Annotated in this window: 28 protein-coding genes; all 28 read left to right on the top strand. The window is 67.2% G+C overall.

The window, feature by feature from the left end:
- Position 1 precedes the first annotated feature (1 nt).
- The 28 genes from rplD to rplQ all read left to right on the top strand — a co-directional run bounded on the left by rplD (position 2) and on the right by rplQ (position 15337).
- Positions 2-661, top strand: coding sequence for a 50S ribosomal protein L4 (rplD, locus tag GC092_RS12370; RefSeq protein ID WP_271172386.1), 660 nt, complete (start codon positions 2-4; stop codon positions 659-661).
- Entirely contained in the window at positions 658-957 is a 300-nt protein-coding gene (gene rplW / locus GC092_RS12365; protein WP_271172385.1) for a 50S ribosomal protein L23, read from the top strand. The genes rplD and rplW overlap by 4 nt, the downstream gene beginning before the upstream one ends.
- 24 nt (positions 958-981) lie before the next feature.
- Positions 982-1821 (top strand): 50S ribosomal protein L2, encoded by an 840-nt coding sequence (gene rplB, locus GC092_RS12360; RefSeq protein ID WP_271172384.1) that lies wholly within the window; start codon positions 982-984, stop codon positions 1819-1821.
- 11 nt (positions 1822-1832) lie between these two features.
- Positions 1833-2114, top strand: a complete 282-nt coding sequence (gene rpsS, locus GC092_RS12355; RefSeq protein ID WP_147911206.1) for a 30S ribosomal protein S19 — start codon at positions 1833-1835, stop codon at positions 2112-2114.
- Between the two features lie 21 nt (positions 2115-2135).
- On the top strand, positions 2136-2531 hold the full coding sequence (gene rplV / locus GC092_RS12350) for a 50S ribosomal protein L22 (protein ID WP_271172383.1): 396 nt from the start codon (positions 2136-2138) through the stop codon (positions 2529-2531).
- The gene (gene rpsC / locus GC092_RS12345) at positions 2531-3292 is read left to right on the top strand and encodes a 30S ribosomal protein S3 (protein WP_271172382.1); all 762 of its coding nucleotides are present in this window, start codon (positions 2531-2533) and stop codon (positions 3290-3292) included. Before rplV ends, rpsC begins: the two co-directional genes overlap by 1 nt.
- Positions 3292-3711, top strand: a complete 420-nt coding sequence (gene rplP, locus GC092_RS12340; RefSeq protein WP_271172381.1) for a 50S ribosomal protein L16 — start codon at positions 3292-3294, stop codon at positions 3709-3711. The genes rpsC and rplP overlap by 1 nt, the downstream gene beginning before the upstream one ends.
- On the top strand, positions 3711-4025 hold the full coding sequence (rpmC, locus tag GC092_RS12335; protein ID WP_271172380.1) for a 50S ribosomal protein L29: 315 nt from the start codon (positions 3711-3713) through the stop codon (positions 4023-4025). Before rplP ends, rpmC begins: the two co-directional genes overlap by 1 nt.
- On the top strand, positions 4025-4309 hold the full coding sequence (gene rpsQ / locus GC092_RS12330; protein ID WP_271172379.1) for a 30S ribosomal protein S17: 285 nt from the start codon (positions 4025-4027) through the stop codon (positions 4307-4309). The genes rpmC and rpsQ overlap by 1 nt, the downstream gene beginning before the upstream one ends.
- Before the next feature lie 36 nt (positions 4310-4345).
- Complete coding sequence (gene rplN, locus GC092_RS12325; RefSeq protein ID WP_271172378.1) at positions 4346-4714, top strand: 50S ribosomal protein L14; 369 nt, start codon at positions 4346-4348, stop codon at positions 4712-4714.
- Positions 4715-4717: 3 nt separating this feature from the next.
- Complete coding sequence (gene rplX / locus GC092_RS12320; RefSeq protein ID WP_271172377.1) at positions 4718-5077, top strand: 50S ribosomal protein L24; 360 nt, start codon at positions 4718-4720, stop codon at positions 5075-5077.
- Between the two features lie 2 nt (positions 5078-5079).
- Entirely contained in the window at positions 5080-5670 is a 591-nt protein-coding gene (rplE, locus tag GC092_RS12315) for a 50S ribosomal protein L5 (RefSeq protein ID WP_271172376.1), read from the top strand.
- A 150-nt stretch (positions 5671-5820) separates the two neighbouring features.
- A complete protein-coding gene (gene rpsH / locus GC092_RS12310; RefSeq protein WP_271172375.1) occupies positions 5821-6219 on the top strand; it encodes a 30S ribosomal protein S8 in 399 nt (132 codons plus the stop codon).
- A 7-nt stretch (positions 6220-6226) separates the two neighbouring features.
- The gene (rplF, locus tag GC092_RS12305) at positions 6227-6763 is read left to right on the top strand and encodes a 50S ribosomal protein L6 (RefSeq protein ID WP_324012237.1); all 537 of its coding nucleotides are present in this window, start codon (positions 6227-6229) and stop codon (positions 6761-6763) included.
- Between the two features lie 2 nt (positions 6764-6765).
- Positions 6766-7125 carry a 50S ribosomal protein L18 gene (gene rplR, locus GC092_RS12300; RefSeq protein ID WP_271172373.1) on the top strand — a complete coding sequence of 120 codons (360 nt, stop codon included), beginning with the start codon at positions 6766-6768 and terminating at the stop codon, positions 7123-7125.
- On the top strand, positions 7122-7802 hold the full coding sequence (rpsE, locus tag GC092_RS12295) for a 30S ribosomal protein S5 (protein ID WP_374727720.1): 681 nt from the start codon (positions 7122-7124) through the stop codon (positions 7800-7802). Before rplR ends, rpsE begins: the two co-directional genes overlap by 4 nt.
- Entirely contained in the window at positions 7802-7987 is a 186-nt protein-coding gene (rpmD, locus tag GC092_RS12290; protein ID WP_271172371.1) for a 50S ribosomal protein L30, read from the top strand. Before rpsE ends, rpmD begins: the two co-directional genes overlap by 1 nt.
- Positions 7987-8448, top strand: a complete 462-nt coding sequence (gene rplO / locus GC092_RS12285; protein ID WP_271172370.1) for a 50S ribosomal protein L15 — start codon at positions 7987-7989, stop codon at positions 8446-8448. Before rpmD ends, rplO begins: the two co-directional genes overlap by 1 nt.
- Before the next feature lie 110 nt (positions 8449-8558).
- Positions 8559-9884 (top strand): preprotein translocase subunit SecY, encoded by a 1326-nt coding sequence (gene secY / locus GC092_RS12280; protein WP_271172369.1) that lies wholly within the window; start codon positions 8559-8561, stop codon positions 9882-9884.
- Positions 9881-10474, top strand: coding sequence for an adenylate kinase (locus GC092_RS12275; RefSeq protein WP_271172368.1), 594 nt, complete (start codon positions 9881-9883; stop codon positions 10472-10474). Before secY ends, GC092_RS12275 begins: the two co-directional genes overlap by 4 nt.
- A gap of 4 nt (positions 10475-10478) precedes the next feature.
- Complete coding sequence (map, locus tag GC092_RS12270) at positions 10479-11324, top strand: type I methionyl aminopeptidase (RefSeq protein WP_271172367.1); 846 nt, start codon at positions 10479-10481, stop codon at positions 11322-11324.
- Between the two features lie 23 nt (positions 11325-11347).
- A complete protein-coding gene (locus tag GC092_RS12265) occupies positions 11348-12037 on the top strand; it encodes a DsbA family protein (protein ID WP_324012235.1) in 690 nt (229 codons plus the stop codon).
- A 164-nt stretch (positions 12038-12201) separates the two neighbouring features.
- Positions 12202-12429 carry a translation initiation factor IF-1 gene (gene infA / locus GC092_RS12260; RefSeq protein WP_156242004.1) on the top strand — a complete coding sequence of 76 codons (228 nt, stop codon included), beginning with the start codon at positions 12202-12204 and terminating at the stop codon, positions 12427-12429.
- Between the two features lie 73 nt (positions 12430-12502).
- Positions 12503-12619: a 50S ribosomal protein L36 gene (gene rpmJ, locus GC092_RS12255; RefSeq protein WP_005050492.1), complete on the top strand. Its 117-nt coding sequence runs from the start codon at positions 12503-12505 to the stop codon at positions 12617-12619.
- Positions 12620-12787: 168 nt separating this feature from the next.
- On the top strand, positions 12788-13162 hold the full coding sequence (gene rpsM / locus GC092_RS12250) for a 30S ribosomal protein S13 (protein WP_271172365.1): 375 nt from the start codon (positions 12788-12790) through the stop codon (positions 13160-13162).
- Positions 13163-13190: 28 nt separating this feature from the next.
- Positions 13191-13589, top strand: a complete 399-nt coding sequence (rpsK, locus tag GC092_RS12245) for a 30S ribosomal protein S11 (RefSeq protein WP_271172364.1) — start codon at positions 13191-13193, stop codon at positions 13587-13589.
- Between the two features lie 144 nt (positions 13590-13733).
- Positions 13734-14723, top strand: coding sequence for a DNA-directed RNA polymerase subunit alpha (locus tag GC092_RS12240; protein WP_271172363.1), 990 nt, complete (start codon positions 13734-13736; stop codon positions 14721-14723).
- Positions 14724-14758: 35 nt separating this feature from the next.
- Entirely contained in the window at positions 14759-15337 is a 579-nt protein-coding gene (gene rplQ, locus GC092_RS12235) for a 50S ribosomal protein L17 (RefSeq protein ID WP_271172362.1), read from the top strand.
- Positions 15338-15448 lie beyond the last annotated feature (111 nt).

The following is a 15448-nucleotide window of genomic DNA, read 5'->3' as shown; positions in this document are numbered from 1 at the left end:
CATGGCTGACTCGACTCTCGCTCTCGACGTCCTCGGCACCGACGGCAAGAAGACCGGCACGGTCGAGCTTCCCGCTTCGGTGTTCGACGTCAAGACGAACATCCCGCTGATCCACCAGGTCGTCGTCGCGCAGCTCGCGGCGGCTCGCCAGGGCACCCACTCGACCAAGCGTCGCGGTGAGGTCTCGGGCGCCGGCCGCAAGCCCTTCAAGCAGAAGGGCACGGGCAACGCCCGCCAGGGCTCGATCCGTGCGCCGCACATGACCGGCGGTGGCATCGTCCACGGTCCGAAGCCGCGCGACTACTCGCAGCGCACCCCCAAGAAGATGATCGCCGCCGCCCTCGCGGGCGTGCTCAGCGACCGCTTCCGCGGCGGACGCCTGCACGTCGTCGACGCGTTCGGCACCGAGAAGCCCTCGACGAAGGCCGCTGCGCAGTTCATCGCGCAGGTCACCTCGTCGAAGAAGGTCCTCGTCGTGCTCGACCGCACGGACGACTTCGGCTGGCTGAGCGTGCGCAACCTGCGCAACGTCCACGTCCTGGCCGCTGACCAGCTCAACGCCTACGACGTGGTCACCTCCGACGACGTCGTGTTCACGAAGGCCGCGATCGACGCGTTCATCGCGCAGAAGACCGGCGCCACCCAGGAGGTCTCGGCATGACCGCTCTCAACAAGGACCCGCGCGACGTCATCATCGCGCCGGTCGTCTCGGAGAAGAGCTACGGCCTGATCGACGAGGGCAAGTACACGTTCATCGTGGACCCCCGCTCGAACAAGTCGGAGATCAAGCTCGCGATCGAGAAGATCTTCGACGTGAAGGTCGCCTCGGTGAACACGATCAACCGCGTCGGCAAGGCACGCCGCACCCGCTTCGGCACGGGCAAGCGCAAGGACACCAAGCGCGCCATCGTGACCCTCAAGTCGGGCACCATCGACATCTTCACGGCTGTCGCCTGAGACGGCCAGGAGGAATAGAGAGAAATGGCTATTCGCAACTACAAGCCCACGACCCCGGGTCGCCGCGGCTCGTCGGTGGCTGACTTCGCAGAGATCACGCGCTCGACGCCCGAGAAGTCGCTGCTCCGCCCGCTCGCCAAGACGGGTGGCCGCAACAACCAGGGCCGCATCACGACGCGTCACATCGGCGGTGGCCACAAGCGCCAGTACCGTGTGATCGACTTCCGTCGCAACGACAAGGACGGGATCAACGCGAAGGTCGCTCACATCGAGTACGACCCCAACCGCACCGCGCGCATCGCGCTCCTGCACTACTTCGACGGCGAGAAGCGCTACATCCTCGCGCCCGAGAAGCTCCGTCAGGGCGACATCGTCGAGTCGGGCTCCGGCGCCGACATCAAGCCCGGCAACAACCTGCCGCTGCGCAACATCCCCACCGGTACGGTCATCCACGCGATCGAGCTCCGCCCCGGCGGCGGCGCGAAGCTGGCCCGTTCGGCGGGCGCCTCGGTGCGCCTCGTCGCCAAGGACGGCCCCTACGCGCAGCTCCGTCTGCCCTCGGGCGAGGTCCGCAACGTCGACGCACGCTGCCGCGCCACCATCGGCGAGGTCGGCAACGCCGAGCAGTCCAACATCAACTGGGGCAAGGCCGGCCGCAAGCGCTGGAAGGGCGTCCGCCCGACCGTCCGCGGTGTCGCGATGAACCCGGTCGACCACCCGCACGGTGGTGGTGAGGGCAAGACCTCCGGTGGTCGCAACCCCGTCACGCCGTGGGGTCAGCCTGAGGGCCGCACCCGTCACGCGAACAAGGAAAGCGACAAGCTCATCGTTCGTCGTCGTAACGCCGGCAAGAAGCGCAAGTAGGAGTCAAGAAGATGCCACGCAGTCTGAAGAAGGGCCCCTTCGTCGACGAGCACCTGCTTCGCAAGGTTGTCTCGCAGAACGAGGCGGGTACCAAGAACGTCATCAAGACCTGGTCGCGCCGTTCGATGATCATCCCCGCCATGCTGGGACACACCATCGCCGTGCACGACGGTCGCAAGCACATCCCCGTGTTCGTGACCGAGACCATGGTCGGCCACAAGCTGGGCGAGTTCGCGCCCACCCGCACCTTCCGCGGTCACGTGAAGGACGACAAGAAGGGCCGTCGCCGCTAAGGCGACCGAGAGGAGAGAGAAATGGTGGAGTCCATCGCACGTGTGCGACACATCCGCGTGACCCCTCAGAAGGCTCGTCGTGTCGTGGCCCTCATCAAGGGCAAGCAGGCCCAGGAGGCTCTCGCGATCCTCAAGTTCGCGCAGCAGTCCGCCTCGGAGCCCATCTACAAGCTCGTCGAGTCGGCGATCGCCAACGCGCAGGTCAAGGCCGGCAACGCCGGTGAGTACCTCAACGAGCAGGACCTGTACGTGAAGAACGCCTTCGTGGACGAGGGGACGACGCTCAAGCGCTTCCAGCCCCGTGCACAGGGCCGCGCGTTCCAGATCAAGAAGCGCACGAGCCACATCACGGTCGTGCTCTCGACCCCGGAGGTCGCCGAGGCGGCCGCTGCGGGCAACAAGAAGGCGAGCAAGTAATGGGACAGAAGGTAAACCCGTACGGCTTCCGCCTCGGCATCACCACGGACCACGTCTCGCGCTGGTTCTCTGACTCGACCAAGCCGGGTCAGCGGTACGCCGACTACGTGGCCGAGGACATCAAGATCCGTCAGCTGCTCACCACGTCGCTCGACCGCGCCGGCGTGAGCAACATCGAGATCGAGCGCACCCGCGACCGCGTGCGCGTCGACATTCACACCGCGCGTCCGGGCATCGTCATCGGCCGCCGTGGTGCGGAGGCCGAGCGCATCCGCGGTGAGCTCGAGAAGCTCACGGGCAAGCAGATCCAGCTGAACATCCTCGAGGTGAAGAACCCCGAGGCCGACGCTCAGCTCGTCGCGCAGGGTGTCGCCGAGCAGCTCAGCGCCCGCGTGGCCTTCCGCCGCGCGATGCGCAAGGGCCTGCAGGGTGCGCAGCGCGCCGGCGCCAAGGGCGTCCGGATCCAGGTCTCGGGCCGTCTCGGCGGCGCCGAGATGAGCCGCTCGGAGTTCTACCGCGAGGGCCGTGTGCCGCTGCACACGCTCCGCGCGAACATCGACTACGGCTTCTACGAGGCGAAGACCACCTTCGGCCGCATCGGCGTGAAGGTCTGGATCTACAAGGGCGACCTCACCAACAAGGAACTCGCGCGTGAAGAGGCTTCGCGTAAGCCCTCCTCGCAGCGCGACCGTGGCGGCCGTCGTGGCCCGCGTCGCAACGACGCCGAGGCAGCGCCGGTCGCGGAAGGAGCGTCGGCGTAATGCTCATCCCCCGCAAGGTCAAGTACCGCAAGCAGCACCACCCCAAGCGCGACGGCCAGGCCACGGGTGGCACGAAGGTCAGCTTCGGCGACTTCGGCATCCAGGCGCTCACGCCCGCGTACGTGACGAACCGTCAGATCGAGGCAGCTCGTATCGCCATGACGCGTCACATCAAGCGTGGCGGAAAGGTGTGGATCAACATCTACCCCGACCGTCCGCTCACGAAGAAGCCCGCCGAGACCCGAATGGGCTCCGGTAAGGGCTCGCCCGAGTGGTGGGTCGCAAACGTCAAGCCGGGTCGCGTCCTCTTCGAGGTCGCCGGTGTCAACGAGCAGCTCGCCCGTGAGGCACTGACCCGAGCAATCCACAAGCTGCCTCTCAAGGCACGCATCATCAAGCGCGAGGAGGGCGACGCGTAATGGCGATCGGCACCAAGGAGCTCGCCCCCAAGGAGCTCGACACGTTCGAAGACCAGCGCCTCGTCGAGGAGCTGCGCAAGGCCAAGGAAGAGCTGTTCAACCTGCGCTTCCAGTCGGCCACCGGCCAGCTGGAGAGCCACGGCCGCATCCGTGCGGTCAAGCGCGACATCGCGCGTCTCTACACCGTGATCCGCGAGCGCGAGCTCGGGATCCGGGCGACGCCGGCTCCGGTCGAGACGAAGGCCAAGAAGACCAAGGCGAAGAAGGCGGACAAGGCGGAGACGCCGGCTGCCGCCGAGGGAGAGGCTGAGTGATGGCCACCGAGAACAAGACCGAGGAGACCGCCGAGCGCGGCTACCGCAAGTCCGTCCGCGGCTACGTCGTGAGCGACAAGATGGACAAGACGATCGTCGTCGAGGTCGAGGACCGCGTGAAGCACCCCCTCTACGGCAAGGTCATCCGTCGCACGAAGAAGCTCAAGGCGCACGACGAGCAGAACACCGCCGGCATCGGCGACCTCGTGGTCATCAACGAGACCCGCCCGCTGAGCGCCACCAAGCGCTGGCGCCTGGTCGAGATCCTCGAGAAGGCCAAGTAAGCCCTCCGGGGCTCGCTTGGAACCAAGGAGTAAGAAGTGATTCAGAACGAATCCCGCCTCAAGGTCGCTGACAACACCGGCGCCAAGGAGCTGCTCACCATCCGCGTGCTCGGCGGCTCGAACCGCCGCTACGCGGGTCTCGGTGACACGATCGTCGCCACCGTCAAGGACGCGATCCCCGGCGGCAACGTGAAGAAGGGCGACGTGGTCAAGGCCGTCGTCGTCCGCACTGTCAAGGAGACGCGCCGTCCCGACGGCTCGTACATCAAGTTCGACGAGAACGCCGCCGTCATCCTGAAGAACGACGGGGAGCCCCGCGGCACCCGCATCTTCGGGCCCGTCGGCCGCGAGCTTCGTGACCGCAAGTTCATGAAGATCGTCTCGCTCGCACCGGAGGTGCTGTAACTCATGGCGAAGATCAAGAAGGGCGACCTCGTCCAGGTGATCTCCGGCGCCAAGCCCGAGCGCGGTGGAGACCGCGGCAAGCAGGGCAAGGTGCTCGAGGTCGTGGACGGCGGCAACCGCGTCGTCGTCGAGGGCGTCAACTACATCACGAAGCACAACCGCGTCGGCCAGACGCAGCGCGGCACGAAGACCGGCGGCATCGAGACCCTCGAGGCCCCCATCCACGTGTCCAACGTCGCGCTCGTCGACCCCGAGACCAAGAAGCCGACCCGCGTCGGGTTCCGTCTCGAGGAGCAGGTCAAGGACGGCGTCAAGAAGACTGTTCGCGTGCGCTACGCGAAGAAGTCGGGTAAGGACATCTGAGAATGAGCACGGATACCGCTGCGCAGACTGGCAAAATCCAGCCGCGTATGAAGCAGGTCTACCGGGACGAGATCCGTCAGAAGCTGCAGGACGAGTTCGGCTACGCGAACCCGATGCAGGTTCCCGGCCTCGTCAAGGTGGTCGTGAACACGGGTGTCGGCGAGGCCGCTCGCGACAGCAAGGTCATCGAGGGCGCGGTCGCAGACCTCACCGCCATCACCGGCCAGAAGCCTGTCGTCACCAAGGCGAAGAAGTCGATCGCTCAGTTCAAGCTGCGCGAGGGCCAGGCCATCGGCGCGCACGTCACCCTCCGCGGTGACCGCGCGTGGGAGTTCCTGGACCGTCTCATCTCGCTCGCCCTGCCCCGCATCCGCGACTTCCGCGGCCTGTCGCCGAAGCAGTTCGACGGCAACGGGAACTACACCTTCGGTGTCACGGAGCAGTCGATCTTCCACGAGATCGACCAGGACAAGATCGACCGCGTCCGCGGCTTCGACATCACCATCGTGACGACCGCGAAGACGGATGACGAGGGTCGCGCGTTCCTGCGCCACCTGGGATTCCCCTTCGTGGGCAAGAACGAGCAGGCCTGATACACTAGGGCGTTTGCTTCATGCGTTTCGCCCCCGCGGCCGCGCCGCGGGGGCGTCTCGTGTGAAGGCACACAATCGAACATCGCAGGTCATCGAAGGTCGTCTGTCGTGTAACGGCAGCCGAAACCTCATGAACAAAGGAATCGTCATATGACAATGACAGACCCGGTCGCAGACATGCTGACCCGTCTGCGCAACGCGAACTCGGCGCACCACGACTCCGTGTCGCTGCCGTCGAGCAAGCTGAAGACGCACATCGCCGACATCCTCAAGCAGGAGGGCTACATCTCGGCGTGGGAGGAGACCGACGCGCGCGTCGGCAAGACCCTCACGCTGACCCTCAAGTACGGCCCGAACCGCGAGCGCTCCATTGCGGGCATCAAGCGCGTCTCGAAGCCCGGTCTCCGCGTGTACGCGAAGTCGACCGAGCTCCCGCGCGTGCTCGGCGGACTCGGCGTCGCCATCCTGTCCACCTCCAGCGGTCTCCTCACCGACCGCCAGGCCGAGCAGAAGGGCGTGGGCGGAGAAGTTCTCGCCTACGTGTGGTGATCGAACCATGTCGCGTATCGGACGTCTTCCCATCGACATCCCCAACGGCGTCACCGTGACGGTCGACGGGTCGCAGGTTGCGGTCAAGGGCCCTAAGGGCGAGCTCGCCCTCGAGGTCGCGAAGCCCATCGAGGTCAAGGTCGAGGAGAACCAGGTTCTCGTCACCCGCCCCGACGACGAGCGTGAGTCGCGTGCCCTGCACGGCCTCACCCGCACCCTCATCTCCAACAACATCATCGGCGTGACCCAGGGCTACACCAAGGGCCTCGAGGTCGTCGGCACGGGTTACCGCGTCGCCCAGAAGGGCTCGTCCGTCGAGTTCGCTCTCGGCTTCTCGCACCCGGTCGTCGTCGAGCCGCCGGCCGGCATCACGTTCACGGTCGAGGGCAACAACAAGCTCACCGTCAGCGGCATCGACAAGCAGGCCGTCGGCGAGGTGGCTGCCAACATCCGCAAGATCCGCAAGCCCGAGCCGTACAAGGGCAAGGGTGTGCGCTACGCCGGCGAGGTCGTGCGTCGCAAGGCCGGAAAGGCTGGTAAGTAATCATGGCTGTGAAGTCGAAGTCCGTCGCGCGCTCGCGTCGCCACACTCGCCTTCGCAAGAAGGTCGTGGGCACCGAGGCGCGCCCCCGTCTCGTCGTCAACCGCTCTGCGCGCCACGTGTTCGTGCAGCTCGTCGACGACAGCAAGGGCATCACGCTCTTCAGCGCGTCGACGCTCGAGACCGACCTCCGTTCGTTCGAGGGTGACAAGACCGCCAAGGCCCGCAAGGTCGGCGAGCTCGTCGCCGAGCGCGCGAAGGCCGCCGGCATCAACGACGTCGTGTTCGACCGTGGAGGCAACCGCTACGCCGGTCGTGTCGCCGCGATCGCGGATGGCGCCCGTGAGGGAGGCCTGAACCTGTGAGTGAGAACAAGGAGACCGAAGTGACCACCGAAGCCGCTGCTCAGGCAGCGCCCGAGCAGACCGAGGAGCGCCGCGAGCGCGAGCCTCGCCGCGGCGGTCGCGAGCAGCGCGGCAACAGCCGTGACCGCAACAGCCGCGGCAACGACAGCCAGTTCCTCGAGCGCGTCGTCACGATCAACCGCGTGTCGAAGGTCGTCAAGGGCGGTCGTCGCTTCAGCTTCACCGCGCTCGTCGTCGTCGGCGACGGCAGCGGTGTGGTCGGCGTCGGCTACGGCAAGGCCCGCGAGGTGCCCCTGGCCATCTCGAAGGGCGTCGAGGACGCGAAGCGCAACTTCTTCCGCGTGCCCCGCGTCGGCAGCACCATCCCGCACCCCGTGCAGGGTGAGGCGGCCGCCGGTGTCGTCCTCCTCCGTCCGGCCGCTGCCGGTACCGGTGTCATCGCGGGCGGCCCCGTCCGCGCCGTCCTCGAGTGCGCGGGCATCCACGACGTGCTCTCGAAGTCGCTCGGCTCGTCGAACACGATCAACATCGTGCACGCGACCGTCGAGGCGCTGAAGCAGCTCGAGGAGCCCCGTGCGGTCGCCGCGCGTCGCGGTCTCGACTTCGACCAGGTGGCTCCGGCTCGTCTCGTGCGCGCGGAGGCCGAGGCCGCCGCTACCGCAAAGGCAGGTGCCTGATGGCTGCGCGTCTCAAGGTGACCCAGATCAAGTCCAAGGTGAGCGAGAAGCAGAACCAGCGCGACACGCTGCGCAGCCTCGGCCTCAAGCGGATCGGCGACTCGGTCGTCCGTCCCGATGACGCTCAGACGCGCGGCTACGTCCGCACCGTCGCTCACCTCGTGAACGTTGAGGAGATCGACTGATGGCTGAGACCAACGAGCAGCGCCCCGGCGTGCTGAAGGCCCACCACCTCCGTCCCGTCCCGGGCGCCAACACCGCGAAGACCCGCAAGGGCCGTGGTGAAGGCTCGAAGGGCAAGACGGCCGGTCGTGGCACCAAGGGCACGAAGGCCCGCAACACCGTGCGCGTCGGCTTCGAGGGTGGGCAGATGCCGCTGCACATGCGCACCCCGAAGCTCCGCGGCTTCAAGAACCCGTTCCGCGTCGAGTACCAGGTCGTGAACCTGGACAAGCTCGCGGAGCTCTACCCCCAGGGTGGCGACGTGACCGTCGCCGACCTCGTCGCCAAGGGCGCCGTTCGCAAGAACGAGAAGGTCAAGCTCCTGGGCAACGGCGACATCTCGGTCGCGCTCAACGTGTCGGTGGACAAGGTCTCCGGCTCGGCTGAGCAGAAGATCGTCGCCGCCGGCGGCAGCATCAAGTAACACCCCGCGAAAGGGCCGGAGGCGAGAGCCTCCGGCCCTTTCCGTTACTCTGGACATCGGTGCGCCTTCTCATCGCGGCCCACCACTCCATTCCACTGGGAGGCTCTTCCTTGTTCAGCGCTATCGCGCGGATCATCCGCACGCCCGATCTGCGGCGGAAGATCGGCTTCACGCTCGGGATCATCGCCGTGTACCGCTTCGGCGCGCACATCCCCGCACCGTTCGTCAACTTCCCGAACGTGCAGAGCTGCATCGATCAGACGTCGGGCACGCAGGGCCTGCTCTCCCTCGTCAACCTCTTCTCCGGCGGCGCGCTCCTGCAGCTGTCGATCTTCGCGCTGGGCGTCATGCCCTACATCACCGCGACGATCATCACGCAGCTGCTGCGAGTGGTCATCCCGCACTTCGAGACCCTCTACAAGGAGGGCCAGGCGGGCCAGGCCAAGCTCACGCAGTACACGCGCTACCTGACGATCGCGCTCGCGCTCCTGCAGTCGACCACGCTCATCACCGTCGCGCGCAGCGGCCAGCTGTTCGGGGTCACCGGCGTCCCCGAGTGCGAGAACGTGCTGACCAACGACGCCTGGTGGGCGCAGCTGCTCGTCATCATCACGATGACCGCCGGCACCGGCCTCATCATGTGGTTCGCCGAGCTCGTCACCGAACGCGGCGTGGGCAACGGCATGTCGCTGCTCATCTTCACGTCGATCGCCGCGACCTTCCCGGCCGCGATGTGGGCCATCTGGCAGGCGAACGGCTTCGAGATCTTCCTCCTCGTGCTCGCGGTCGGCATCGTCGTCGTCGCGGCCGTGGTGTTCGTCGAGCAGTCCCAGCGGCGCATCCCGGTGCAGTACGCGAAGCGGATGGTCGGACGCCGCACGTACGGCGGCACGAACACGTACATCCCGATCAAGGTCAACATGGCGGGCGTCGTGCCGGTCATCTTCGCCTCGTCGCTGCTGTACATCCCGTCGCTCGTCGCGCAGTTCAACTCCACGCCCGACGCCGAGGGCAACCTGCCCGGCTGGGTCACGTGGATCAACAGCTACCTGACGACAGGCGACCACCCGCTGTACATGCTGGTGTACTTCCTGCTCATCATCGGGTTCACCTACTTCTACGTCGCGATCACGTTCAACCCCGTCGAGGTCGCCGACAACATGAAGAAGTACGGCGGCTTCATCCCCGGGATCCGGGCCGGCCGCCCCACCGCCGAGTACCTCGACTACGTGCTCACGCGCATCACGCTCCCGGGCTCGCTGTACCTCGGCCTCATCGCTCTCATCCCGCTCATCGCCCTCGCGACGGTCGGCGCCAACCAGAACTTCCCGTTCGGGGGCGCGTCGATCCTCATCATCGTCGGTGTGGGACTCGAGACCGTGAAGCAGATCGACGCGCAGCTCCAGCAGCGCCACTACGAAGGACTCCTCCGATGACAGCCCGTCTCCTCATCGTCGGCCCCCAGGGCTCCGGCAAGGGCACGCAGGGCGTGCTCGTCGCCGAGGCGTTCGGCATCCCCGTGGTGTCGACCGGCGACATCTTCCGCGCCAACATCAAGCAGGGCACCGAGCTCGGCCTCAAGGTGAAGGCGATCACCGACGCCGGCGACCTCGTGCCCGACGAGGTCACGAGCGAGATCGTGCGCGACCGCCTCTCGCAGGACGACGCCCAGGGCGGCTTCCTGCTCGACGGCTACCCGCGCAACACGACGCAGGTCGGCCACCTCGACGCGTTCCTCGCGGAGCGCGGCGAGAACCTCGACGCCGTGATCCTCCTCGACGTCCCGCGCGACGAGTCCATCGCGCGCATCGCGAAGCGCGCCGAGGAGCAGGGCCGCAGCGACGACACGGAGGAGGCGATCGCGAAGCGCCTCGACATCTACGAGTCGGAGACCGCGCCCATCGTCGACGTGTACGCCGAGCGCGGCATCGTCGACCGCATCGACGGCGTCGGCACGCTCGACGAGATCACGGCGCGCATCTTCGCCGCCCTCGAGGCGCGCGGCCTCGTGCGCGTGGCCGCCTGAGCGCGTGTTCCGCCGCTCGCCCTACAAGAACGCCGCTCAGCTGCGGGCGATGATCGAGCCCGGACTGATCACGGCCGCCTCCCTCGAGGAGGTGCGCCGGATCATCCGCCCGGGCATCACGACCGCCGAGCTCGACGCCGCCGCCCACCGCGTCATCGTCGAGCGCGGTGCCCGCTCGAACTTCCAGCTCGTCCGCGGGTACCGCCACACGACGTGCATCTCGGTCAACGAGCAGGTCGTCCACGGGATCCCGGGTGAGCGCGTGCTCGAGCCCGGCGACATCGTGTCGATCGACAGCGGCGCCGAGACGAAGGACGGCTGGAACGGCGACTCCGCCATCACGATCGTCGTGCCCGGGGGAGATGCGGATGTCGTCGCGCGCCGCGAGGAGCTCTCTCGCGTGACCGAGGGCTCGATGTGGGCGGGGATCGCCGCCCTCGCCTCCGCGGCGCACCTCGGCGAGGTGGGCGCAGCCATCCAGGACCACATCGAGGCGAACCCGCTCTCGTGGACCGGGCAGCCCGCCGGCATCCTGCGCGACTACGTCGGCCACGGCATCGGCCGCAAGATGCACGAGGCGCCCTCGATCTTCAACTACCGCACGAGCGACCGCGGCGCGGATGTGCGCCCCGGGCTCACCGTGTGCATCGAGCCGATGATGACCTCCGGATCGGAGGAGGTCTTCGTCGAGGACGACGACTGGACCGTGTCGACCGTCGACGGCAGCGACGGCTCCCACTGGGAGCACAGCGTCGCCGTGCATGATGACGGCATCTGGGTCCTCACCGCGCCCGACGGCGGAGCCGCTGCTCTCGCCGCGTTCGGCGTGACCCCTCACCCCATCGCCTGACACCCCGGAGAAGAACTGACGTGATGATGGCAGCCCCTGGCAAGAAGACGAACTGGTTCGCGATCATCATCTCGCTGGTCGTCGTGGTCGCCGTCGTCGGCGTCGGCGCGCTCGTCGTGACGATGAACAACGCCGCGACCGCTCCCGCCGAGGCACCCGCCGCGGGCGTCGTCAACGAGGAGACCGGGGGAGTGAGCCTCGGCGACGGGCCGAACGTCATCGAGGAGTACGTCGACTTCATGTGCCCGTACTGCGGGGACTACTGGGCGGGCTACAGCGACTACGTGAGCGAGAAGGTCAAGTCGGGCGACGTGACGCTCGTCATCCACCCCATCTCGATCCTCGACAACGCGTCGATGGGCACGAAGTACTCCACGCGCGCCGCGAGCGCCGCGTACTGCGTCGCGGAGACCAACCCCGACGCGTTCTACGCCTACGTCGACCGCCTCTTCGAGAAGCAGCCGGCGGAGTCGACCGAGGGTCTCACGAACGACCAGCTCGTCGAGTACGCGTCGCAGGTCGGCGCGGGCGACGCCGCGTCGTGCATCCAGGGCGAGGAGTACGCCGACTACGTCGCCGAGCGCACGCCCGAGACGCCGCTCGCGCAGGGCGCCACCGGCATCTCGACGCCGACGATCGTCGTCAACGGCGAGGTCGTCTCGCTCACGCTCCAGGGCCCCGAGACCGACCTCGAGCCGCTCCTCACGAAGTAGCAGGGGTGCGCAGGGCGCGACACGCCGAGTTGCCGACACGCCCGACGTGACCTAACATAGATCTTTGGTGCCTTGCGCCTCATCTCGGCGTGTCGTCTCGACGAACCCGGCATCACCATCCAACCACCGCAGACCGACCGGTCTGCAGCTACGCGAGCGAGGATATGGCGAAGAAAGACGGAGTCATCGAGTCCGAGGGGACCATCGTCGAGGCGCTGCCGAACGCGATGTTCCGTGTCGAGCTCGACAAGCCCGCTGGGCACAAGGTGCTCGCAACGATCTCCGGGAAGATGCGGCAGAACTACATCCGCATCATCCCCGAAGACCGTGTGGTCGTGGAGCTGAGCCCCTACGACCTGACGCGCGGCCGCATCGTCTACCGCTACCGCTGACCGGTCGAGAAGTAACGACCGGCGGCCGTCGCGCGCGACGACGCCGGTACGAAGACAGCGAACAGGAAGCATCATGAAGGTCAACCCCAGCGTCAAGCCGATCTGCGACCACTGCAAGGTGATCCGCCGTCACGGCCGCGTCATGGTCATCTGCAAGAGCAACCCGCGCCACAAGCAGCGCCAGGGCTGATGCGGCGCGGCTCAATGCGACGAAGGAGCGTTGAGCCGTGACGGATCAGTCGCAGAGACCCACAACTGAATTCAGGCAGGATCAGAACCCGCTCGGCGGGGGACACCTCGGGGCGGAGGCCCGGGCACCGATCCTGCTCCACACCTCCACAATCATCAGGAGAACCGCATGGCACGTCTTGCCGGCGTCGACATCCCGCGCGACAAGCGCGTGGTGATCGCACTCACGTACATCTACGGCGTTGGCCGTACCCGCTCGAACGAGATCCTCGCCGCCACCGGTGTCAGCCCCGACATCCGCGTGAAGGACCTCTCCGACGACCAGCTCGTCGCGCTGCGCGACTACATCGAGGGCAACTACAAGGTTGAGGGTGACCTCCGCCGCGAGGTCGCCGCCGACATCCGCCGCAAGGTCGAGATCGGCTCCTACGAGGGTCTCCGCCACCGTCGTGGTCTCCCGGTCCGCGGTCAGCGCACGAAGACCAACGCGCGTACGCGCAAGGGTCCCAAGCGCACCGTCGCCGGTAAGAAGAAGGCCCGCTAAGGCGCGCGGATAGGTTTAGGAGAAAACCATGGCTGCACCGAAGACTGCCGCGCGCAAGCCGCGCCGCAAGGAGAAGAAGAACATCGCGCTGGGCCAGGCCCACATCAAGTCGACGTTCAACAACACGATCGTCTCGATCACCGACCCGTCCGGCGCCGTGATCAGCTGGGCCTCGTCGGGTGGCGTGGGCTTCAAGGGCTCGCGCAAGTCGACGCCGTTCGCCGCCGGCCTCGCCGCCGAGTCGGCTGCGCGTCAGGCGCAGGAGCACGGCGTCAAGAAGGTCGACGTGTTCGTGAAGGGTCCGGGCTCGGGCCGCGAGACCGCGATCCGCTCGCTCCAGGCCGCCGGCCTCGAGGTCGGCTCGATCCAGGACGTGACGCCGCAGGCTCACAACGGCTGCCGTCCGCCGAAGCGTCGCCGCGTCTGAGAACGTCTTCGCCGGGGTGCTCGTTCGAGCACCCCGGCGCATTCGCCGTTCAACGCCCGGCGCGAGCTGGGTCCCGAGTACAACTCAAGACCTCTCATCATCGCAAGTGTCATATAGCGGGCACTTGATCGAAAGGAACACATAGTGCTCATCGCACAGCGTCCGACCCTCACCGAGGAGAAGATCTCCGAGTTCCGCAGCCGGTTCGTCATCGAGCCCCTGGAGCCCGGCTTCGGCTACACGATCGGCAACGCGCTCCGTCGCAGCCTCCTCTCGTCGATCCCCGGCGCGGCTGTCACGAGCATCCGCATCGACGGCGTGCTGCACGAGTTCAGCACGATCCCCGGCGTGAAGGAGGATGTCACCGAGATCATCCTCAACATCAAGCAGCTGGTCGTCTCGAGCGAGCGCGACGAGCCCATCACCGCGTACCTGCGCAAGACGGGTGCCGGCGAGGTCACGGCCGCAGACATCTCGGCCCCGGCCGGCGTCGAGGTCCACAACCCCGAGCTCGTCATCGCGACGCTCAACTCGGACGCGAAGTTCGAGCTCGAGCTCACGATCGAGCGCGGCCGCGGCTACGTGTCGGCGACGCAGAACCGCAACGAGTACGCAGAGGCGGGTCAGATCCCCGTCGACTCGATCTACTCGCCCGTCTACAAGGTCAGCTACCGCGTCGACGCCACCCGTGCCGGTGAGCGCACCGACTTCGACAAGCTGATCCTGGACGTCGAGACGAAGGCGTCGATCGCCCCCCGCGACGCCGTCGCGTCGGCCGGCCGCACGCTGGTCGAGCTGTTCGGCCTCGCTCGCGAGCTGAACGTCGAGGCCGAGGGCATCGAGATCGGCCCCGCGCCGGTCGAGACCGTCCTCTCGAACGAGCTGTCGATGCCCATCGAGGACCTCGACCTGTCGGTCCGCTCGTACAACTGCCTCAAGCGCGAGGGGATCAACACGGTCAGCGAGCTCGTCGCCCTCTCGGAGACGCAGCTCATGAACATCCGCAACTTCGGTCAGAAGTCGGTCGACGAGGTGCGCGACAAGCTCGTCTCGCTCGGTCTGTCGCTGAAGGACTCGGTGCCCGGCTTCGACGGCACCGGCTTCTACAGCGGCTACGACGAAGAGTCCCTCTGACCCGACTTCCTGTCCTGATACTGGAGTAACAAGAAATGCCCAAGCCCACGAAGGGTGCCCGCCTCGGCGGCGGCCCGGCCCACGAGCGCCTGCTTCTCGCGAACCTCGCAGCGGCTCTGTTCACCCACAAGTCGATCAAGACCACGGAGACGAAGGCGAAGCGCCTCCGCCCCCTGGCTGAGCGCCTCATCACCAAGGCCAAGCGCGGCGACCTCCACGCGCGCCGCACCGTGCTCTCGGTGATCGGTGACAAGGAAGTCGTGCACGTCCTGTTCAACGAGATCGCTCCGCTCGTCGCGGACCGCGAGGGTGGCTACACGCGCATCACCAAGGTCGGCAACCGCAAGGGCGACAACGCTCCCATGGCCGTGATCGAGCTCGTCCTCGAGCCCGTCACGCCGAAGGCGAAGAAGTCCACGTCGAAGCCCGCCGCGCCGGCTGAGCCCGCCGCCCCCGTCGCCGACGCGAACGAGGACGAGGCCGCCGAGCCCGCCGAGGTCGAAGAGGCCGGCGTCGCCGCGGAGGACACCGCCGGCGAGGCTCTCGTCGACAACGAGGCATCGGACGAGGAGGCGGCCGAGGAGGCCGATGCTCCCGAGGCCGAGTCGAAGTAAGCACTTCGCGACCGCGCAGCGCCCCGCACCGGATGGTGCGGGGCGCTTCGCTGTGTTCGGGCGGGGGATGGTCCGGGCCGGTGCGCGTAGGCTCGGAGGGTGACTGAAGCG

This window comes from Microbacterium sp. JZ37 (assembly GCF_035188445.1).
Lineage (GTDB): Bacteria > Actinomycetota > Actinomycetes > Actinomycetales > Microbacteriaceae > Microbacterium > Microbacterium barkeri.
This window is presented reverse-complemented; position numbering and strand designations above follow the sequence as displayed.